Source organism: Halobacillus kuroshimensis DSM 18393 (genome assembly GCF_000425705.1).
GTDB classification, from domain to species: Bacteria; Bacillota; Bacilli; order Bacillales; family Halobacillaceae; genus Halobacillus; species Halobacillus kuroshimensis.
The window spans coordinates 134,981-152,490 of the sequence record NZ_AUDY01000014.1; the positions used below are offsets into that span (position 1 = coordinate 134,981).

Below are 17,510 nucleotides of genomic sequence, written 5' to 3' on the forward strand. Positions count from 1 at the left end.
CTTTCCTTTTTTTAATCAAAACCGGCCGAACGCTCATACACTAACATAACGAAATGGACTTGGAAGAATTTTTAAGATTTATGGAGAAAAGGATTGCGAAATGTCTGAATATATTTTATATTAGACATAGATACCGGATCAGCACTATATTTTTTTGACCGTAAAATGAATGAGTATTCATTCAAAGAGATAGGGGGAGAAATGATGAATCAAAAAATTAAACGGGCTGCAGTTTTAGGCTCAGGGGTGATGGGGGCCGGCATTGCTGCCCACCTGGCCAACACAGGAATCCCTGTGCTGATGATGGACATCGCACCCCGGGAATTATCCGAACAGGAAAAGAGTAAAGGGTTGACGATCGAACATCCAGCGGTACGAAATCGTATAGCCGCTGAGAATAAGAGAGCGCTTCTAAAGCAGAAGCCGTCCCCGCTGACAAGTAAAAAAAATCTCGATTTGATCGAAACGGGCAACTTTACCGATGATATGAGCCGTCTGGGCGAGGTCGACTGGATCATCGAAGTCGTTGTCGAAAACCTGGATATCAAAAAGAAAGTGCTCGCAGAAGTAGATCAATACCGTAAGCCCGGTTCGATTGTAAGCTCCAATACATCAGGCATTTCCATTGAGGCCATGTCTGCAGACTGCAGCGATGATTTTAAGAAGCATTTTCTCGGGACGCATTTCTTCAACCCGCCGCGTTACTTGAAGCTGCTGGAGGTTATTCCGACAGCTTCGACGGACCCGGGCGTCCTTTCGTTTATGAAGACGTTTGGTGAGGATGTGCTTGGTAAAGGTGTGGTGGAAGCCAAGGATACACCGAACTTTATTGCCAATCGTATCGGTACGTACGGCCTCCTCATCACCGTTCAGAAAATGCTTGAAAAAGGGTACTCGGTCGGAGAAGTGGATTCGGTTACTGGTCCATTGATCGGCCGGCCGAAAAGCGCAACCTTCCGTACGCTTGATGTTGTAGGTCTGGATACCTTTATCCATGTCGCCAACAATGTTTATGAACAGGTGGAAGGTAAAGAGAAGAAAGCCTTTGAAGTTCCTGGATTCATGACAGCGATGCTTGAAAAAGGATGGCTCGGATCAAAAAGCGGTCAAGGATTCTTCCTGAAGAATAAAACAGCAGAAGGCAGCGAGATTCTTCAGTTGAATCCTGAAACGCTTGATTATGAGCCGCGTGGAAAATTAAAAACAAAAGCAACAGAAGCAGCCAAACAAGAGAAAGGCCTGCACCGCAAGCTCAAAACCCTTGTTCAGGCAGAAGGAGATCGTGCCGGTGACTTGATCTGGTCCATCATCAAACCGGTGCTTCTGTATTCAGGAGAATTGGCAGGAGAAATAGCTGATGATATTTCTGCTATTGACGATGCCATGAAGTGGGGTTTCGGCTGGGAAGCAGGTCCATTCGAAATATGGGACGCTGTTGGTGTTGAATCCTCCGTTGAACGGATGAAGGCCGAAGGGGAAACGGTTCCTTCATGGGTGGAGCAACTGGTCGATCATAAGAATCCTTCCTTTTATAAACATGAAAATGGAAACGTTTACTACTACCACAATGGGGAGTACAAAGAGAAGGTCTTTAATAAAAAACAAATCAATTTGAAGCGTCTGAAAGAGAAAACAGATGTGATTAAGAAAAATGCGGGTGCGAGCCTCATTGACTTAGGTGATGGAGTCGCTGCTCTCGAATTCCATTCCCGAAGCAATGCGATAGGGCTGGATATTGTACAGATGATGAACTTCGCTGTGGATTACGTAGATGAGAATGACTGGCACGGCCTCGTCGTCGGCAACCAGGCGAAGAACTTCTGTGTTGGTGCCAACCTCGGCATGATGCTGATGGAGGCTCAGGATTACAATTTCTTTGAGATTGAAATGGTCGTAAAGAACTTCCAGGACAGCATGATGAAACTGAAGTATTCTGATAAGCCGGTCGTTGCAGCACCATTTGGAATGACGCTTGGCGGAGGAGCGGAAGTCTGCCTTCCGTCTGCTGCGATTCAAGCCTCTCCAGAGACGTACATGGGTCTTGTGGAAACAGGAGTCGGGCTGATCCCCGGCGGTGGTGGTAACAAGGAGCTGTATATCAAACACCTGCGGAATATCCCTGAGGGTGTGGAGGTTGACCTTCAAAAGGCGGCCGTCAGTGTCTTTGAAAAAATTGCGATGGCTAAAGTATCTACTTCTGGAGAAGAAGCTCTTGAAAACGGATTTTTAGATCAAAGAGATGCAGTAAGTACGAACGGAGATCATTTGCTGCATGATGCTAAGCAGAAGGTTCTTGGTCTGGCCGGTTCTGGATACAAAGCACCAAAGCGGACGAAGGTCCCCGTCACAGGAGAACAAGGGCTGGCTACAATGATTCTTGGGGCGAAGTCTCTCGTTTTAAGCGGATACGCAAGTGAGCATGACATGAAAATTGCTGAAAAGCTGGCCTTTGTACTGGCTGGCGGACGATTGAAACAGGGGACACTCGTTGATGAGCAGTATTTGCTTGACTTGGAGAGAGAGGCGTTCCTCAGCCTGATTGGTGAGCCGAAGTCACAGGCTCGTATGCAGCACATGCTTATGAAAGGAAAACCGCTCCGTAACTAAAAGGAGAGGACATAGAGGAGGGGACATACATTGAAAGAAGCAGTGATTGTAGCGGGAGCAAGAACACCGGTGGGCCGCGCTAAAAAAGGCGCACTCGCTCATACGAGACCGGATGATCTGGCCGCTTTAACGATAAAAGAAACTTTAAAAAGAGCCGGAGGATATGAAGGGAATATTGATGATGTCATTATCGGATGCGCCATGCCTGAAGCTGAGCAGGGGATGAACATGGCCCGCAATATTTCAGGTCTGGCAGGACTGCATCATAAAGTTCCTGCGATTACGATAAACCGATACTGTTCTTCAGGTCTTCAGAGTATCGCCTACGCCGCTGAAAAAATTATGCTCGGACAAAGTGACACCGCACTTGCGGGAGGAGCCGAATCGATGAGTCTGATTCCTATGGGTGGGCACGTGATCAAGCCGAATATTGAATTGGTGGAGCAGGCTCCTGAATATTACATGTCCATGGGTCATACCGCTGAAGAGGTAGCCGGCCGCTTCGGAATCTCAAGAGAAGACCAGGATGCTTTTGCTGTTCAGAGTCATGAACGTGCGGCACGGGCGATTCAGGAAGGGAAATTCGAGGACGAAATCGTACCGGTGGAAGTGACAAACCGAGAACTTGGTGCTGATCACAAAGTGAAGGAAACGAAAACGATGTTTGCAGTCGACGAAGGAGTCCGTCCCGGCACGAGACAGGAAATACTCGCAAAGCTGAAGCCGGCATTTTCTACCAGAGGTTCCGTGACAGCAGGAAACTCTTCACAGATGAGCGACGGCGCTGCATCCGTTCTGGTAATGGATCATGAGAAGGCGAAGTCGGAGGGCCTCCAGCCACTCGTGAAATTCCGATCTTTTGCTGTCGCAGGTGTAGAACCGGAAATTATGGGGGTCGGCCCTATTGAAGCGGTGCCTAAAGCATTGAGAATGGCAGGGTTGTCCATCCAGGATATTGGTTTATTTGAACTGAATGAAGCGTTTGCTTCACAGTCGCTGCGCGTCATCCGTGAGCTGGGTCTGGATCCTGAAAAAGTCAATGTCAATGGAGGAGCGATTGCCCTTGGTCATCCGCTGGGCTGTACGGGGACGAAATTGACGCTGAGTCTTATTCATGAAATGAAGAGAAGAAACGAGCAATTTGGTGTCGTAACGATGTGTATCGGCGGCGGTATGGGTGCTGCCGGGGTATTTGAATTAATCTAATGGGGAGGCACAACCAATGAGTGAATTAAAAGAGATGATTAAAGGTGGCGGATTTATTGTCGAGGATGTAACGGCCGATCAGGTCATTACCCCGGAGGATTTTACGGATGAACATTTGATGATTGCCAAGACGGCTGAAGATTTTGTTCTTGGTGAAGTTGTTCCAAAGATTGAGAACCTGGAAAACCATGAGTTTGAACATTCTGTCGCTCTTTTGAAGAAAGCGGGCGATCTCGGACTGCTCGGCGCCGATGTGCCTGAAGAATATGGCGGCCTCCAGCTGGATAAAATCAGTTCATCCTTAATTACAGAGAAGTTCTCCCGTGCCGGTGGGTTTTCTGTCACTCATGGTGCGCACGTTGGAATCGGGTCTCTTCCTATTGTATTCTTCGGGAACCATGATCAGAAAAATAAATACCTTCCTGTACTCGCTACAGGTGAAAAGATTGCCGCTTATGCCCTGACAGAGCCGGGATCAGGGTCTGATGCTCTTGGAGCTAAAACAACGGCTAAGCTTAATGAAGCGGGCACCCATTATATTTTGAACGGGGAAAAACAGTGGATTACCAACTCTGCCTTTGCTGATGTATTTGTTGTGTATGCCAAGATTGATGGAGACAAATTCACAGCATTTATTGTAGAAAGAGAGTATCCAGGTGTATCTACAGGTCCGGAAGAAAAGAAAATGGGAATTAAGAGTTCTTCCACCCGTACATTGATTCTTGAAGATGCTGAAGTTCCAGTGGAAAACGTCCTTGGGGATATTGGAAAAGGCCATGTCATTGCCTTTAACATTCTGAATGTTGGTCGTTACAAGCTGGCCATCGGTGGTGTTGGCGGAGCGAAACGGGCGATTGAACTGTCTGTAAAATACGCCAAAGAAAGAAAACAGTTTAAAACTCCGATTGCACAGTTCCCATTGATCCAGGAGAAAATTGGTTCGGTTGCCGCAAATACGTATGCCAATGAAAGTTCCGTTTACCGGACCGTCGGGCTGTTTGAACAGAGCATGGGCAAACTAACTGATGAAGAGCTGAAAGACGGGGCTGCTGTTGCGAAGGTTATCGCTGAATATGCGATTGAATGCTCCTTGAATAAAGTGTTCGGTACCGAACTGCTCGACTTTGCTTCCGATGAAGCCGTACAAATCCACGGGGGTTACGGTTTCATGGCGGAATACGAAGTGGAAAGAATGTATCGCGATTCCCGGATCAACCGTATTTTTGAAGGAACGAATGAAATCAACCGGATGATTGTCCCGGGTACACTGCTTAAAAAAGCGATGAAAGGGGAACTTCCTCTCCTTCAAAAAGCCCAGACGCTCCAGGAGGAAATCATGATGATGATGCCGGAAGAACCTGGTTTGGAGCCATTGGAGCAGGAGAAGTATCTAGTTAAAAATGCTAAGAAAATCGGACTTCTTGCCGCCGGCCTTGCCGCACAGAAGTACGGAGAAAAGCTGGATAAAGAACAGGAAGTGCTCGTCAATATCGCTGATATGGTCGGTGAAATCTATAACATGGAATCAGCCCTCCTTCGAACGGAGAAAGCCATCAATCGTTCTGGTGAAGAGAAGAATAAGCAGAAGCTCCTCTACACGCAGGTGTATGTACAGGAAGCCTTTAACAGAATCGAGGCCCATGCGAAAGAAACGTTGATTGCGTCTGAAACCGGCGACTCTCTGCGTATGATGCTTGGTGCCCTTCGCAAACTGACACGTCATACACCGACGAATGTCATTCCGAAGAAGCGGGAAATTGCCCAGGGGTTAATTGAGTCAGAAAAGTATTACGTATAAATCATTGATCAGCCCGCACTTTCAAGTGCGGGCTTTTGGCATGTAGAGAGGAAGGAATCCGGCAGTTTTTTTCCCACGGGGACATCCAAGTTTCCAGGTGAAAGGGTGCTCTTGGAGGCTTTTGAATAAAAAGAAGAAAGGCTGTAAAAGAATGAAAAAGGAATTGGAGGGAAAAGTAATTTTCAATGAAAAGATTGTCTCCATTGTGATAAAATAAGACATAACAAGTTGGAAGGAGGAGGAGCATATGCCTGTTACCTTCTACTGGTACCCAAACTGTGGTACTTGTAAAAAAGCAAAAAAATGGTTGGATGATGAAGGGGTTCCTTACGAATCTGTACATATTGTTGAACATCCCCCTTCACAGGAAGAGTTGAAGGACCTCACGGCCAGGAGTGAACGACCGCTTAAGAAATTTTTCAACACCAGTGGGAAGAAGTATAGGGAGTTAAACCTGAAGGAAAAGCTGAAAGATGCAGATGAAGAGGAAATGCTGCGCCTGCTCGCTTCGGACGGGATGCTCATCAAACGGCCCATCGTCACGGATGGAACGAAGGTCACTGTTGGTTTCAAAGCCGATGAATTTGAAAACGTCTGGGGCCGGTGAGCAGAACATTGGAAATAAAAGCAGAAGGCTTTTATGTTTATAACTGTCATTAAACTAAAACAAGAACTGTGGAGGTAATCGAATATGAGCTTACCAAAAGATCTACGTTATTCTCAGGAACACGAATGGGTGAAAGAAGAAGGAGAAAAAGTCAGAGTCGGAATCACGGACTTTGCTCAATCTGAACTTGGGGACATCGTGTTTGTAGAGCTTCCTGAAGTGGGAGAAGAACTAAAAACAGACGAGCCTTTCGGAAGTGTGGAATCTGTAAAAACTGTTTCCGAATTGTATGCACCAATCAGCGGTAAAGTTGTGGAAGTGAATGAAGATTTGGAAGACAGCCCTGAATTTGTGAATGAGTCTCCTTATGACAAAGCCTGGATGGTTGTCGTTGAACCAAGCGATTCTTCAGAAGTTGAGCAGCTGATGTCTTCTGAAGAATATGAAGCGATGATTGATGAAGATTAATCAAAACAAGTAAGCCCGTTGTACAGGCAGGACCGATGATTCCTTGTCTGACATGATCGTGCTTGATCTTAATCATGTTCAGACCATGCCCTATGGCATGGTCTGTTTCTATATAGTAGGTGATGAAGATGGATGGAGAACGGATTTTGATTGTTGAAGGGATTACAGATAAGAAGAAATTGAACAAAGTGCTGGATGAGAAAATCGAAATCATCTGTACTCATGGAACGCTCGGTATTGAGCGGATGGAAGAAATGATCTTTGAACATAACCTGGATGAACGATCGGTCTATATCCTTGTGGATGAAGATGATTCCGGTTTTAAACTACGGAAGATGCTGACAGAGGAACTTCCGCACGCTGAACATATTTATATTGATAAAGCCTTTCGGGAAGTAGCGGCAACGCCTGAGCCTGAACTTGCACGTGCATTGTTGAGCCGTCATTTCAGCGTGAAGTCTATGTATTTAATTTAGGAGGAAGTTTTGCAGAATTTAGAACAAAAAGAGGCAGCACAAGCGCTGTCCTCAGATGAAAAAACAATGACATTTATTCACAGTCCTTTTTGTGGGACGTGCCACCTTGCCCGCAAAATGCTGGTAACGTTGGAAGAGATGTATAAAAAACCACTATTCTCAGAAATGAATGCCTCTCTGCATCCTGCATTGATGGAACAATATCGAGTGGAAAGTGTTCCATGCCTCTTGATCACCCATAAAGGAGAAGTTCTTGAAAAGGTCTATGCTTTTCAATCCGTCCCACACATGTATGAAAAGATTATTCCCTATCTATAACCCGCCTTTATTCCCCGGGAAATGACAAGATGAAAAAATGATATAAAACCCGTTCTGCAATAAAAGAACGGGTTTTATTCATCGGCTGTATGACCAGTTATAAGTGGGTGGGAGGCCTTCCGTTGTTTTGATGATTAAACAATTTCCCCCAGGGACTTGACAATATCCAGAAAGGAAGCTTTATCACCGAACGATTGGTGGACCCTGCCTTCCTGATCTATGATAATTGTGGAAGGGACGCCCTGGCAGCCAAACGTATCGTATAAGCTTCGGCCATCATCAATCAATGTAGGCTGGTTAAGAAATTTCTCAGCATATTCCTTTCCGGCATCGGGGCTGCGTTCACGGCCCGGGACGTTTATCGTAACCAGCTCCACTTTTTCTTTGTCCATCGTTTCAAAGAGCTGCTCTTTTTTAGGTAAGTCTCTCCCGCAGTCAGGACACCAGGATGCCCAGAAAGTCAGGACGATCACTTTTCCGAGATGGTCGCTCAGACGATAGGTGGAGGGCTGATTTATATAAGAAAGCTCAAATTGAGGAGCACGTTCCTTCATGACTTCATCTCCTTGCTGTAAAAATATACCGGCGCAATAATCTTTGACGTCCGTATAGACTCCATGCTAACATAACATATAATTTCACAGCGACATCATAACTTATCCAGAGTGGTGGAGGGACTGGCCCTTTGAAACCCGGCAACCGGCGTAAAAGCACGGTGCTAAATCCTGCAGAGCACAAAGCTTTGATAGATGAGATTCCATGCAGTCTCTTCTATTTTAGAAGAGATTTTTTTGCATATACAGATGTTTTTCTTTTCTGAAAAGTGGCTCATTTATGTTGACACGCTGGTGGCAGAGTGCTAAAATCCACTTTGTGGTTATGAATTGAATTAAAGCACTAATAATTTAATAGATTAAAATCTCTTATCCAGAGTGGCGGAGGGACTGGCCCGACGATGCCCGGCAACCAGCAGGAGTAACCAACCTGTCAAGGTGCCAAATCCTGCAGAGTGTAACAGCTCTGACAGATGAGAGAACAGAAGATACAATGCTATTGAAACGCCATTCTGTTCTCGAACAGAATGGCGTTTTTTGAATGGGAGGGAACACATCATGATTACAATCAAGGATCTTTCTAAAGTTTTTCAAACGAAGGATCGGGAAGTAAAGGCTGTTGATGGTTTAAGCCTTACGATAAATAAAGGGGAAATCTACGGTGTTATTGGTTACAGTGGAGCAGGTAAAAGTACGTTTATCCGGCTGTTGAACCGACTGGAAGATCCAACAGAGGGGAGCATCCACGTAGGCGATCAGGATTTGACGGGCCTCAGTAAGAATAAACTGCGCATCGCCCGGCAGGATATCGGAATGATTTTTCAGCACTTCAATCTGCTTTGGTCCAGAACGGTTTACGATAACATCGCTTTTCCTCTGGAAATTGCCGGTGTACCAAAGGAAGAGCGGAGCAGAAGGGTGAACGAATTGATCGACTTGGTCGGTTTATCAGGCAGAGGAAACTCTTATCCATCCCAACTGAGTGGTGGTCAGAAACAGCGTGTAGGAATTGCCAGGGCGCTGGCCAACAACCCGAAAGTCCTCCTTTGTGACGAAGCCACATCTGCTCTGGATCCGGAAACGACGGACTCCATCTTGGATCTTCTAGTAGACATCAATGAAAAACTCGGACTGACCATCGTTTTGATTACGCACGAAATGCATGTCATCCGTAAGATCTGTCATCAGGTGGCAGTCATGGAGCAGGGGAGAATTGTTGAAAAGGGAGATGTTCTGGACGTATTCCTTCATCCTGAACAGCCAGTGACGAAGAAATTCGTTGATCAGGTGATGGGTGACCAGGAAAAAGAGCACTCTCTGAAATTGATCAAAGATAAGTATCAGTCCGGCAAAATCGTCCGGCTGCATTTTGTAGGAGAAAGTACCAACCAGGCGCTGATCAGTGAGGTCTCCAGGAAATTCGTCCTGGATGTCAATATTCTTCACGGCAAGATCACGCAGACGCAAAAAGGAGCTTACGGAACGATGTTTGTTCAGTTTGAAGGAGACAATGAGGAAGTGGCCCGGGCGATCGAATATATACGCTCTACTTCTGTTGAAGTGGAGGTGAACCCGGATGCTTAATGATTTTTTTCCAAACGTACGCATGGAGGATATGATTACGGCGACGAATGAAACGTTATACATGACGCTCATTTCCGTGGCCGGGACGTTTATTCTGGGAATCCTTCTGGGGCTGCTGCTTTATCTGTCAGGGCCCGGGGGTCTGTGGCAGAACAAAGTGGTCAATACGATTACGGCTTCTGTCGTAAACATATTCCGTGCCATTCCTTTCATTATTTTGATTCTACTGTTATTCCCATTCACTGATTTCCTGGTCGGGACGATACGTGGACCTAACGCGGCGCTTCCTGCGTTGATTATCGGAGGGGCTCCGTTTTACGCCAGACTCGTTGAGATTGCATTGAAGGAAGTGGAAAAAGGTGTGGTAGAAGCGGCTAAGGCAATGGGGGCTAAATCATCCACTATTATCTTTAAAGTTCTTCTGCCGGAATCGATGCCTGCGCTTATCTCAGGCATTACGGTTACCGCCATTGCGTTGATCGGGTACACCGCTGTAGCAGGTGCGATTGGTTCCGGCGGTCTTGGAGACTTTGCGTATTTCTACGGTTTTCAGCGTAGTAATTTTGATGTGGTCTTCATCTGTACCGTGCTTATCATTATCATTGTGTTTATTTTCCAATTCATCGGTGATTATGCTTCCCGTAAATTGGACAAAAGATAAAAATAAAAAGGGAGAGATTTTTCATGAAAAAAATCTGGACATCAGCGATTGCGCTTTTATTCGTTCTCGTTCTTGCCGCCTGCGGTTCTTCTGAAGAAGATTCCTCCAGCGGAGAAGGAAGCAGTGAAGAAGGAAGTAAAGAAATTACAGTAGGAGCGACAAGTGTTCCTCACGCCGAAGTTCTTGAGGAAGCGAAGCCGCTTCTTGAAGAGGAAGGCATCACGTTGAACATCGAGGAGTACCAGGATTACATCCTTCCAAACCAGGATCTTGCTGAAGGACGTATCGATGCAAACTATTTCCAGACGATTCCTTACATGGAACTTCAGGAAAAGGATAATGATGATTATGACTTTGCCAATCTTGGCGGCATTCACATTGAGCCGATCGGTGTGTACTCCCAAAAGTATGAAAACCTTGAGGATATCGAAGATGGTACAGAGTTTGTTATGAGTCGTTCTGTATCCACTCACGGCCGTGTACTGACACTTCTTGAGAAAGAAGGGTTGATCAAACTGGACGAGAGTGTGGAAAAAGTGGATGCCACCGTCAATGATATCGTTGAAAACCCTAAAAATCTTCAGTTTGATACCGGTGTGGATGCTGCCAACCTTCCTGAAGTGTATAAAAAAGAGGAAGAAGTCCTTGTAGCGATCAATACCAACTACGCGATTGAAGCTGATCTTGTACCAAAAGAAGATGCAATCATCCTTGAAGGCACAAACTCTCCTTATGTGAACGTCATCGCTGCTCAAAGCAAAGATGAGGGCAGTGAGGCACTGAACACGCTTGTGGAGGTTCTTCGTTCTGAAGACATCCAAACCTTCATTGAAGAGGAATATGATGGAGCGGTTATCCCGGTCTCCGGAGATTCTGAATAACGGATAAAATAAGTGACTGCGGTTTATACTAACCGCAGTCACTTATTTTTTATGGGAGGTTTTAACATGCAGGATCAGAATATGACGTGGACGCAGACCTATCTACATGATTATAAAGAAGGAATGGGTGTCTTTGCGGAACACATGCCTGAAGTCGCCCGCCAGTTCAGTCAGTTTTCCCAGGAGTGTTTCAAGGCCGGGGAACTTTCTCAAAAAGACAAACAGCTGATGGCTCTCGGAATCAGTATTGTTGCCCAGGATGAATACTGTATGATCTACCACACAAAAGGCTGTGTCGATCAAGGGGCTTCTGAAAAGGAGATCTTGGAAGCCTGTGGAGTAGCAGCAGCTTTCGGAGGAGGGGCAGCTCTCAGTCAGGCTGTCACTCTCGTCCAGGACGCCTACAGTGATTTAACGAACAACATCAACTGATTGAATTATTAGAAAATTAAAGAAAAACAAATGTATTAAATGAAAATGCAATTATTAAACGCTTACATCGGCCCGCGGGTCCACACATGAATGAAAATGCGGTTTCAGAAGATTTTATACAGGGTAGAGGTTTGTGGTAACCTAAATTGTGTAAATAATCTGAAAGGGTTGATTCGTTATTAATGACCATCTGCAGTTGAATTACACCGCTGAAATGGAAAAGGCTATGCATCAGGCTCACAATACGAGTTATGCGGAGTACAGCCGGAGACTGGACACCCGGTTGGAAGTAGAACAAAAGCGTCAGCGTGAATTCGAACAAACTCAGAAAATGCATGCCCAGGTGGACCGTCAATTGCATAGATAATGTTTAGGAACGAATCGATCAGGTGGCTTTAGTCACCTGATTTTTTCATGTTATACTATTGGAGGAAAGTGAGATTGAACATGTATCAATGTCCAGTTTTCCCTCTCCTTTTACCAGTGGGAAAAAGTTGATTACAAATAAAAAATGATTTAAGATTATAATGAGAATAAATTGAGAATGAATGTTTGTTTTCAGTCTGACTGGACATTCGATAATAATAGATACTGGAGGTATACATTATGGCAGGATCAACATTAGAAATTAAAGATCTTCACGTAGAGATTGAAGGTCAGGAAATCCTTAAAGGTGTAAACTTAACAATCAACGGCGGTGAATTCCACGCAGTTATGGGACCAAACGGAACAGGTAAGTCCACATTGTCCTCTGCAATTATGGGGCATCCGAAGTATGAAGTAACCAAAGGTGAAATCATCCTTGATGGTGAAAACGTACTGGAGATGGAAGTAGACGAGCGTGCGAAAGCCGGCTTGTTCCTGGCCATGCAGTACCCGAGTGAAATCAGCGGTGTAACCAACTCCGACTTCCTGCGTTCTTCCATTAACGCTCACCGTGAAGAAGGTGATGAAATATCTCTTATGAAATTCATCAAAGAGATGGACAACACAATGGATACGCTTGAAATGGACAAGAACATGGCTCAGCGTTACTTGAACGAAGGTTTCTCCGGTGGTGAGAAAAAACGTAACGAAATTCTGCAGCTTATGATGATTCAGCCGGCGATTGCCATCCTGGATGAGATTGATTCCGGTCTGGATATCGATGCTCTTAAAGTCGTTTCCAAAGGGATCAACGAAATGCGCAACGACTCCTTCGGCTGCCTGATCATCACTCACTACCAGCGTCTATTGAACTACATCACTCCTGATAAAGTACACGTGATGATGCAGGGTCGTATTGTGAAGTCCGGTGGTCCGGAACTTTCCCAGCGCCTTGAAGAAGAAGGATACGACTGGATCAAGCAGGAGCTTGGCATCGAAGACGAAACGGTCAACGCGTAATAAGATAGGAGGGTAACCATGACAGTAGAAGTCACACTACCATACGACAAAGAGTATGTTACAAACTTTTCCCAGGGTCTTCAGGAACCTGAATGGATGAAGAATCTTCGTCTAAGTGCTCTGGAGAAATCAGAATCTCTTCCACTACCAAAACCAGATAAAACCAATATTTCTAAATGGAACTTCACAGAATTCGATCATCATGTCACGAGTGATAAGATTGAAAATCTGGATGAGCTTCCAGTTGAAATCAAAGACTTTTTAGATCAAGAAAAAGAACAGCAGAACCTTGTGATCCAGCGTAACCATACCGTTGCCTATGCAGCGATTGAACAGCAGCTTAAGGACAAGGGTGTCATCTTCACTGACATGCTGACAGCCATCCGTGAGCACAGTGATCTTGTTGAGAAGTATTTCATGAATGATGCGGTTCACGTGGACGAGCACCGTCTGACAGCACTGCATGCGGCCCTTGTGAACGGCGGAGTTTTCCTTTATGTTCCGAAAAACGTTCAGATCGAAGAACCGATTCAGGCCATTTTCTGGCAGGAGGATCCTAAAGCCTCTCTCATTAACCACATTCTTGTTGTGGCAGAGGAAAACAGTTCAGTCACGTATGTGGAGAACTATATTTCCCACAATAAAGAAGAGAAGACCTCTTCCAACATTGTTGCAGAGGTGATCGCTAAAGACGGAGCGAAAGTTTCCTTCGGTGCTGTGGATAACTTTGAAGCCGGAACGACTGTTTATGCAAACCGACGTGGCGTAGCCTACCGTGATGCTGTCATTGAATGGGCTCTTGGACAGATGAATGAAGGGGATACTGTCTCTGAAAACATCACCCACCTGATCGGTGACAACTCCCACTCCAATGCGAAAACTGTAGCCATCGGCCGCGGAACGCAGAAGCAGAACTTTACAGCGAATATCACCCATTTCGGAAAAGGATCGGATGGTTATATCCTTCAGCACGGAGTTATGAAGGACAAAGCCTCTGCAATCTTTAACGGAATTGGAAAAATCGAACACGGCGCCAGTAAATCCAATGCAGAGCAGGAGTCCCGTGTACTGATGCTCAGCAAAGATGCACGTGGTGATGCGAACCCGATTCTTCTTATTGATGAAGATGACGTTACCGCCGGTCACGCTGCTTCTGTCGGTCGTGTCGATCCGATCCAGCTTTATTATCTAATGAGCCGTGGAATCTCTCGCTTTGAAGCGGAGCGTTTGATTATTCACGGATTCCTGGCACCTGTTGTAAATCAATTGCCTGTAGAGGCGGTAAAACGCCAGCTTAGACAGGTAATTGAAAGGAAAGTCTATTAATGGATGTAAAAGCTGTACGCGAACAGTTCCCAATCCTTCAACAGGAAGTGAATGGGCATCCGCTCGTGTACCTGGATTCCTCCGCGACTTCCCAAAAACCTCTTCAGGTGATTGAGAAGCTTGATGAATACTACCGCGGATACAATTCCAACGTTCACAGAGGTGTTCATACACTGGGAACGAAAGCAACAGACGAATATGAAGGTGCCCGCGAAAAAGTACGCCGCTTCATAAATGCTTCCAGTACACAGGAAGTCATTTTCACACGTGGTACAACGACAGCGATCAATACGGTAGCATCAAGCTACGGACGCGCGAACCTTTCTGAAGGTGACGAAGTCGTCATTACTCAGATGGAGCACCACAGCAACATCATCCCATGGCAGCAGGTTGTCAAAGAGACAGGCGCTGTCCTAAAGTACATTCCGATGCAGCCGGATGGTACGGTTCGTCTGGAAGATGCAGAAGCAACGATTACCGACAAAACGAAAATTGTAGCGATGATGCATGTATCCAACGTACTTGGTACGATCAACCCGGTGAAGGAAGTGGCTGAAATCGCCCACCGTAAAGGTGCAGTCATGCTCGTGGACGGAGCTCAGAGTGTCCCTCATATGAGCATCGACGTCCAGGACCTGGATGCTGACTTTTACGCCTTCAGTGGACACAAAATGTGCGGTCCGACCGGCATTGGTGTTCTCTACGGTAAGAAAGCCTTGTTGAATGATATGGAGCCGGTTGAATTCGGTGGTGAGATGATCGATTTTGTAAACCTGTATGATTCCACGTGGAAAGAGCTTCCGTGGAAATTTGAAGGGGGTACACCGATCATTGCAGGCGCTGTTGGTCTTGGCGCTGCCATCGACTTCCTGACAGACATCGGTCTGGATAACATACGCAGACATGAAGAAAAGCTGGCTGCCTATGCGGTTCAGGAAATGAACAAGATGGACGATATGAAGATTTTCGGTCCTGAACATCGTGCCGGTCTTGTAACGTTCAATCTCGGCGATGTCCACCCTCACGATCTCGCAACCGTGCTTGACGCTGAAGGGGTGGCTGTACGTGCGGGACATCACTGTGCCCAGCCGCTGATGCGCTGGCTGAACGTCTCGGCTACGGCCAGAGCAAGCTTTTATCTCTACAACACAGAAGAAGATATAGACCGACTTGTCGCTGGATTACAAACAACAAAGGAGTATTTTGGCGATGTCTTTTAATAACCTAGATACCCTTTATCGTCAAGTCATTATGGATCATTATAAAAACCCGCGTAACCGTGGCTCCATTGAAGGAAATCCAATGGTTGTAGATATGAACAATCCGACCTGCGGGGACCGGATACAGGTTTATCTGCAAGTGGAGGACGGATTGGTCCAGCAAGCGAAGTTTGACGGAGAAGGCTGTTCCATCAGCCTTTCCTCCGCATCCATGATGACGCAGGCGATTAAAGGCAGACCCGTTGATGAAGCATTAAAAATGTCCGAGCTGTTTTCTGACCTTATGCAGGGGAAAGACATTGATGAAGACGGCCTTGACCTTGGTGACATTGAAGCCCTTCAGGGAGTAGCCAAGTTTCCGGCACGCATCAAATGTGCGACACTGGCATGGAAAGCCATGGAAAAAGGTGTCGGAGAAGAGAAGCAGGACTAAAGCTTTTGCCAATACCAAAAGGAGGTATGTACCATGGCCAAAAAAGCGCCAGAAGTGGGAGAGTACCAATATGGTTTCCACGAAAAAGACGTATCCATTTTCCGTACACAGAAAGGTTTGACGAAGGAAGTCGTTGAACAAATTTCTAATTATAAAGAAGAGCCGAAGTGGATGCTTGATTTCCGCCTGAAGTCTCTTGAGCAGTTCTATAAAATGCCGATGCCACAGTGGGGCGGCGACCTCCAGGAACTGAACTTTGATGATATTACGTATTACGTAAAACCATCTGAGCGTTCCGAGCGTTCGTGGGATGAAGTTCCGGAAGAAATCAAGAATACGTTCGACCGTCTTGGAATTCCGGAAGCGGAGCAGAAATACCTTGCCGGTGTATCTGCCCAGTATGAATCCGAAGTGGTTTATCACAACATGGAGAAAGACCTGGAAGATATGGGTGTAATCTTTAAGGATACCGATTCAGCTCTTAAAGAAAACGAGGACCTTTTCAAAGAATATTTCGGAAAAGTCATTCCTCCATCCGACAACAAATTCTCAGCGTTGAACTCTGCGGTTTGGTCCGGTGGATCCTTCATCTATGTTCCGAAAAATACGAAGGTGGAAACGCCGCTTCAGGCCTACTTCCGTATCAACTCTGAAAATATGGGACAGTTCGAGCGTACGCTGATCATTGCTGACGAAGGTTCTTCCGTCCACTATGTAGAAGGTTGTACAGCTCCTACGTATTCGTCCAGCTCGCTGCACAGTGCGGTCGTTGAAATTTTCGTTAAGGATAATGCGTACTGCCGTTATACAACGATCCAGAACTGGGCCAACAACGTCTACAACCTTGTTACGAAGCGTGCGGTTGCTGAGTCCAATGCAACGATGGAATGGGTCGACGGTAACCTCGGTTCCAAGTTGACGATGAAATATCCAGCTGTCCTTCTTAAAGGAGAAGGGGCTCGCGGTATGACGTTGTCCATCGCCCTTGCTGGTAAAGGCCAGCACCAGGATGCCGGTGCGAAAATGCACCACCTGGCGCCGAACACGTCTTCTACTATCGTATCCAAATCCATCTCCAAGCATGGTGGTAAAGTAACCTACCGCGGAATCGTCCAGTTCGGCCGGAAAGCTGAAGGCGCACGTTCCAACGTTGAGTGCGATACGCTCATTATGGATAACGAATCTACGTCAGATACGATTCCATACAACGAAATCATGAACGAGAACATCTCTCTCGAGCACGAAGCGAAAGTTTCCAAAGTGTCTGAAGAGCAGTTGTTCTACTTGATGAGCCGTGGTATTTCTGAAGAGGAAGCAACAGAAATGATCGTGATGGGCTTCATCGAGCCATTCACGAAAGAACTTCCAATGGAATATGCCGTTGAAATGAACCGCCTGATCAAATTTGAAATGGAAGGTTCCATCGGTTAATTGAATACAGAAACCGCACAGATTCCGATCTGTGCGGTTTTTTTGTGGGCAGACACAGAAAGGAGAGGCAGAAGCGGCCAGGATGTTTTATGAATAGAAAACATGATACTATAATATTATCT

The 17,510-nt window shown here is 46.0% G+C and carries 18 protein-coding genes and 2 riboswitches; of the genes, 17 read left to right on the forward strand and 1 reads right to left on the reverse strand.

The window, feature by feature from the left end; genetic code table 11:
* Nucleotides 1-204: 204 nt before the first annotated feature.
* The 7 genes from H615_RS0117800 (at nucleotide 205) to H615_RS0117835 (ending at nucleotide 7,480) form a co-directional block, all read left to right on the forward strand.
* Nucleotides 205-2,607: a 3-hydroxyacyl-CoA dehydrogenase/enoyl-CoA hydratase family protein gene (locus tag H615_RS0117800; protein WP_027956404.1), complete on the forward strand. Its 2,403-nt coding sequence runs from the start codon at nucleotides 205-207 to the stop codon at nucleotides 2,605-2,607.
* A gap of 30 nt (nucleotides 2,608-2,637) precedes the next feature.
* On the forward strand, nucleotides 2,638-3,813 hold the full coding sequence (locus H615_RS0117805) for an acetyl-CoA C-acetyltransferase (protein WP_027956405.1): 1,176 nt from the start codon (nucleotides 2,638-2,640) through the stop codon (nucleotides 3,811-3,813).
* A gap of 16 nt (nucleotides 3,814-3,829) precedes the next feature.
* Nucleotides 3,830-5,611, forward strand: a complete 1,782-nt coding sequence (locus tag H615_RS0117810) for an acyl-CoA dehydrogenase family protein (RefSeq protein WP_027956406.1) — start codon at nucleotides 3,830-3,832, stop codon at nucleotides 5,609-5,611.
* A gap of 247 nt (nucleotides 5,612-5,858) precedes the next feature.
* Complete coding sequence (locus H615_RS0117820; RefSeq protein ID WP_027956408.1) at nucleotides 5,859-6,218, forward strand: arsenate reductase family protein; 360 nt, start codon at nucleotides 5,859-5,861, stop codon at nucleotides 6,216-6,218.
* A gap of 84 nt (nucleotides 6,219-6,302) precedes the next feature.
* Nucleotides 6,303-6,686, forward strand: coding sequence for a glycine cleavage system protein GcvH (gcvH, locus tag H615_RS0117825; protein ID WP_027956409.1), 384 nt, complete (start codon nucleotides 6,303-6,305; stop codon nucleotides 6,684-6,686).
* A 128-nt stretch (nucleotides 6,687-6,814) separates the two neighbouring features.
* On the forward strand, nucleotides 6,815-7,162 hold the full coding sequence (locus H615_RS0117830) for a toprim domain-containing protein (protein WP_027956410.1): 348 nt from the start codon (nucleotides 6,815-6,817) through the stop codon (nucleotides 7,160-7,162).
* A gap of 9 nt (nucleotides 7,163-7,171) precedes the next feature.
* Nucleotides 7,172-7,480, forward strand: coding sequence for a thioredoxin family protein (locus H615_RS0117835; protein ID WP_027956411.1), 309 nt, complete (start codon nucleotides 7,172-7,174; stop codon nucleotides 7,478-7,480).
* A 134-nt stretch (nucleotides 7,481-7,614) separates the two neighbouring features.
* Here H615_RS0117835 and H615_RS0117840 read toward each other — a convergent pair whose 3' ends face one another.
* Nucleotides 7,615-8,034 (reverse strand): TlpA family protein disulfide reductase, encoded by a 420-nt coding sequence (locus H615_RS0117840; RefSeq protein WP_027956412.1) that lies wholly within the window; start codon nucleotides 8,032-8,034, stop codon nucleotides 7,615-7,617.
* Between the two features lie 99 nt (nucleotides 8,035-8,133).
* Nucleotides 8,134-8,236, forward strand: a riboswitch (SAM riboswitch).
* 164 nt (nucleotides 8,237-8,400) lie between these two features.
* A riboswitch (SAM riboswitch) is annotated at nucleotides 8,401-8,514 on the forward strand.
* A gap of 78 nt (nucleotides 8,515-8,592) precedes the next feature.
* Between H615_RS0117840 and H615_RS0117845 the strand changes: the two genes are divergently transcribed.
* The 10 genes from H615_RS0117845 to sufB all read left to right on the forward strand — a co-directional run bounded on the left by H615_RS0117845 (nucleotide 8,593) and on the right by sufB (nucleotide 17,388).
* Nucleotides 8,593-9,618, forward strand: a complete 1,026-nt coding sequence (locus tag H615_RS0117845; RefSeq protein WP_027956413.1) for a methionine ABC transporter ATP-binding protein — start codon at nucleotides 8,593-8,595, stop codon at nucleotides 9,616-9,618.
* Nucleotides 9,611-10,279, forward strand: a complete 669-nt coding sequence (locus H615_RS0117850) for a methionine ABC transporter permease (RefSeq protein ID WP_027956414.1) — start codon at nucleotides 9,611-9,613, stop codon at nucleotides 10,277-10,279. The genes H615_RS0117845 and H615_RS0117850 overlap by 8 nt, the downstream gene beginning before the upstream one ends.
* Nucleotides 10,280-10,302: 23 nt before the next feature.
* On the forward strand, nucleotides 10,303-11,160 hold the full coding sequence (locus tag H615_RS0117855) for a MetQ/NlpA family ABC transporter substrate-binding protein (RefSeq protein WP_027956415.1): 858 nt from the start codon (nucleotides 10,303-10,305) through the stop codon (nucleotides 11,158-11,160).
* A 66-nt stretch (nucleotides 11,161-11,226) separates the two neighbouring features.
* Nucleotides 11,227-11,592, forward strand: coding sequence for a carboxymuconolactone decarboxylase family protein (locus H615_RS0117860; RefSeq protein WP_027956416.1), 366 nt, complete (start codon nucleotides 11,227-11,229; stop codon nucleotides 11,590-11,592).
* Between the two features lie 226 nt (nucleotides 11,593-11,818).
* Nucleotides 11,819-11,959 (forward strand): YuzK family famiily protein, encoded by a 141-nt coding sequence (locus H615_RS22425; protein ID WP_169516222.1) that lies wholly within the window; start codon nucleotides 11,819-11,821, stop codon nucleotides 11,957-11,959.
* A gap of 239 nt (nucleotides 11,960-12,198) precedes the next feature.
* A complete protein-coding gene (gene sufC, locus H615_RS0117865; protein ID WP_027956417.1) occupies nucleotides 12,199-12,978 on the forward strand; it encodes a Fe-S cluster assembly ATPase SufC in 780 nt (259 codons plus the stop codon).
* An 18-nt stretch (nucleotides 12,979-12,996) separates the two neighbouring features.
* Nucleotides 12,997-14,304, forward strand: a complete 1,308-nt coding sequence (gene sufD / locus H615_RS0117870; protein WP_027956418.1) for a Fe-S cluster assembly protein SufD — start codon at nucleotides 12,997-12,999, stop codon at nucleotides 14,302-14,304.
* Nucleotides 14,304-15,524: a cysteine desulfurase gene (locus tag H615_RS0117875; RefSeq protein WP_027956419.1), complete on the forward strand. Its 1,221-nt coding sequence runs from the start codon at nucleotides 14,304-14,306 to the stop codon at nucleotides 15,522-15,524. The genes sufD and H615_RS0117875 overlap by 1 nt, the downstream gene beginning before the upstream one ends.
* Entirely contained in the window at nucleotides 15,514-15,957 is a 444-nt protein-coding gene (gene sufU / locus H615_RS0117880; RefSeq protein WP_027956420.1) for a Fe-S cluster assembly sulfur transfer protein SufU, read from the forward strand. The genes H615_RS0117875 and sufU overlap by 11 nt, the downstream gene beginning before the upstream one ends.
* 33 nt (nucleotides 15,958-15,990) lie before the next feature.
* Entirely contained in the window at nucleotides 15,991-17,388 is a 1,398-nt protein-coding gene (gene sufB, locus H615_RS0117885) for a Fe-S cluster assembly protein SufB (protein ID WP_027956421.1), read from the forward strand.
* Nucleotides 17,389-17,510: the final 122 nt, after the last annotated feature.

Excerpts from the sequence above, each read along its gene's own strand:
- H615_RS0117800 (WP_027956404.1), top strand. The coding sequence starts at position 205 with ATGAATCAAAAAATTAAACGGGCTGCAGTTTTAGGCTCAGGGGTGATG.
- H615_RS0117810 (WP_027956406.1), top strand. The coding sequence starts at position 3,830 with ATGAGTGAATTAAAAGAGATGATTAAAGGTGGCGGATTTATTGTCGAG.
- H615_RS0117820 (WP_027956408.1), top strand. The coding sequence starts at position 5,859 with ATGCCTGTTACCTTCTACTGGTACCCAAACTGTGGTACTTGTAAAAAA.
- gcvH (WP_027956409.1), top strand. The coding sequence starts at position 6,303 with ATGAGCTTACCAAAAGATCTACGTTATTCTCAGGAACACGAATGGGTG.
- H615_RS0117830 (WP_027956410.1), top strand. The coding sequence starts at position 6,815 with ATGGATGGAGAACGGATTTTGATTGTTGAAGGGATTACAGATAAGAAG.
- H615_RS0117840 (WP_027956412.1), bottom strand. The coding sequence starts at position 8,034 with ATGAAGGAACGTGCTCCTCAATTTGAGCTTTCTTATATAAATCAGCCC.
- H615_RS0117845 (WP_027956413.1), top strand. The coding sequence starts at position 8,593 with ATGATTACAATCAAGGATCTTTCTAAAGTTTTTCAAACGAAGGATCGG.
- H615_RS0117850 (WP_027956414.1), top strand. The coding sequence starts at position 9,611 with ATGCTTAATGATTTTTTTCCAAACGTACGCATGGAGGATATGATTACG.
- H615_RS0117855 (WP_027956415.1), top strand. The coding sequence starts at position 10,303 with ATGAAAAAAATCTGGACATCAGCGATTGCGCTTTTATTCGTTCTCGTT.
- H615_RS0117860 (WP_027956416.1), top strand. The coding sequence starts at position 11,227 with ATGCAGGATCAGAATATGACGTGGACGCAGACCTATCTACATGATTAT.
- H615_RS22425 (WP_169516222.1), top strand. The coding sequence starts at position 11,819 with ATGCATCAGGCTCACAATACGAGTTATGCGGAGTACAGCCGGAGACTG.
- sufC (WP_027956417.1), top strand. The coding sequence starts at position 12,199 with ATGGCAGGATCAACATTAGAAATTAAAGATCTTCACGTAGAGATTGAA.
- sufD (WP_027956418.1), top strand. The coding sequence starts at position 12,997 with ATGACAGTAGAAGTCACACTACCATACGACAAAGAGTATGTTACAAAC.
- H615_RS0117875 (WP_027956419.1), top strand. The coding sequence starts at position 14,304 with ATGGATGTAAAAGCTGTACGCGAACAGTTCCCAATCCTTCAACAGGAA.
- sufU (WP_027956420.1), top strand. The coding sequence starts at position 15,514 with ATGTCTTTTAATAACCTAGATACCCTTTATCGTCAAGTCATTATGGAT.
- sufB (WP_027956421.1), top strand. The coding sequence starts at position 15,991 with ATGGCCAAAAAAGCGCCAGAAGTGGGAGAGTACCAATATGGTTTCCAC.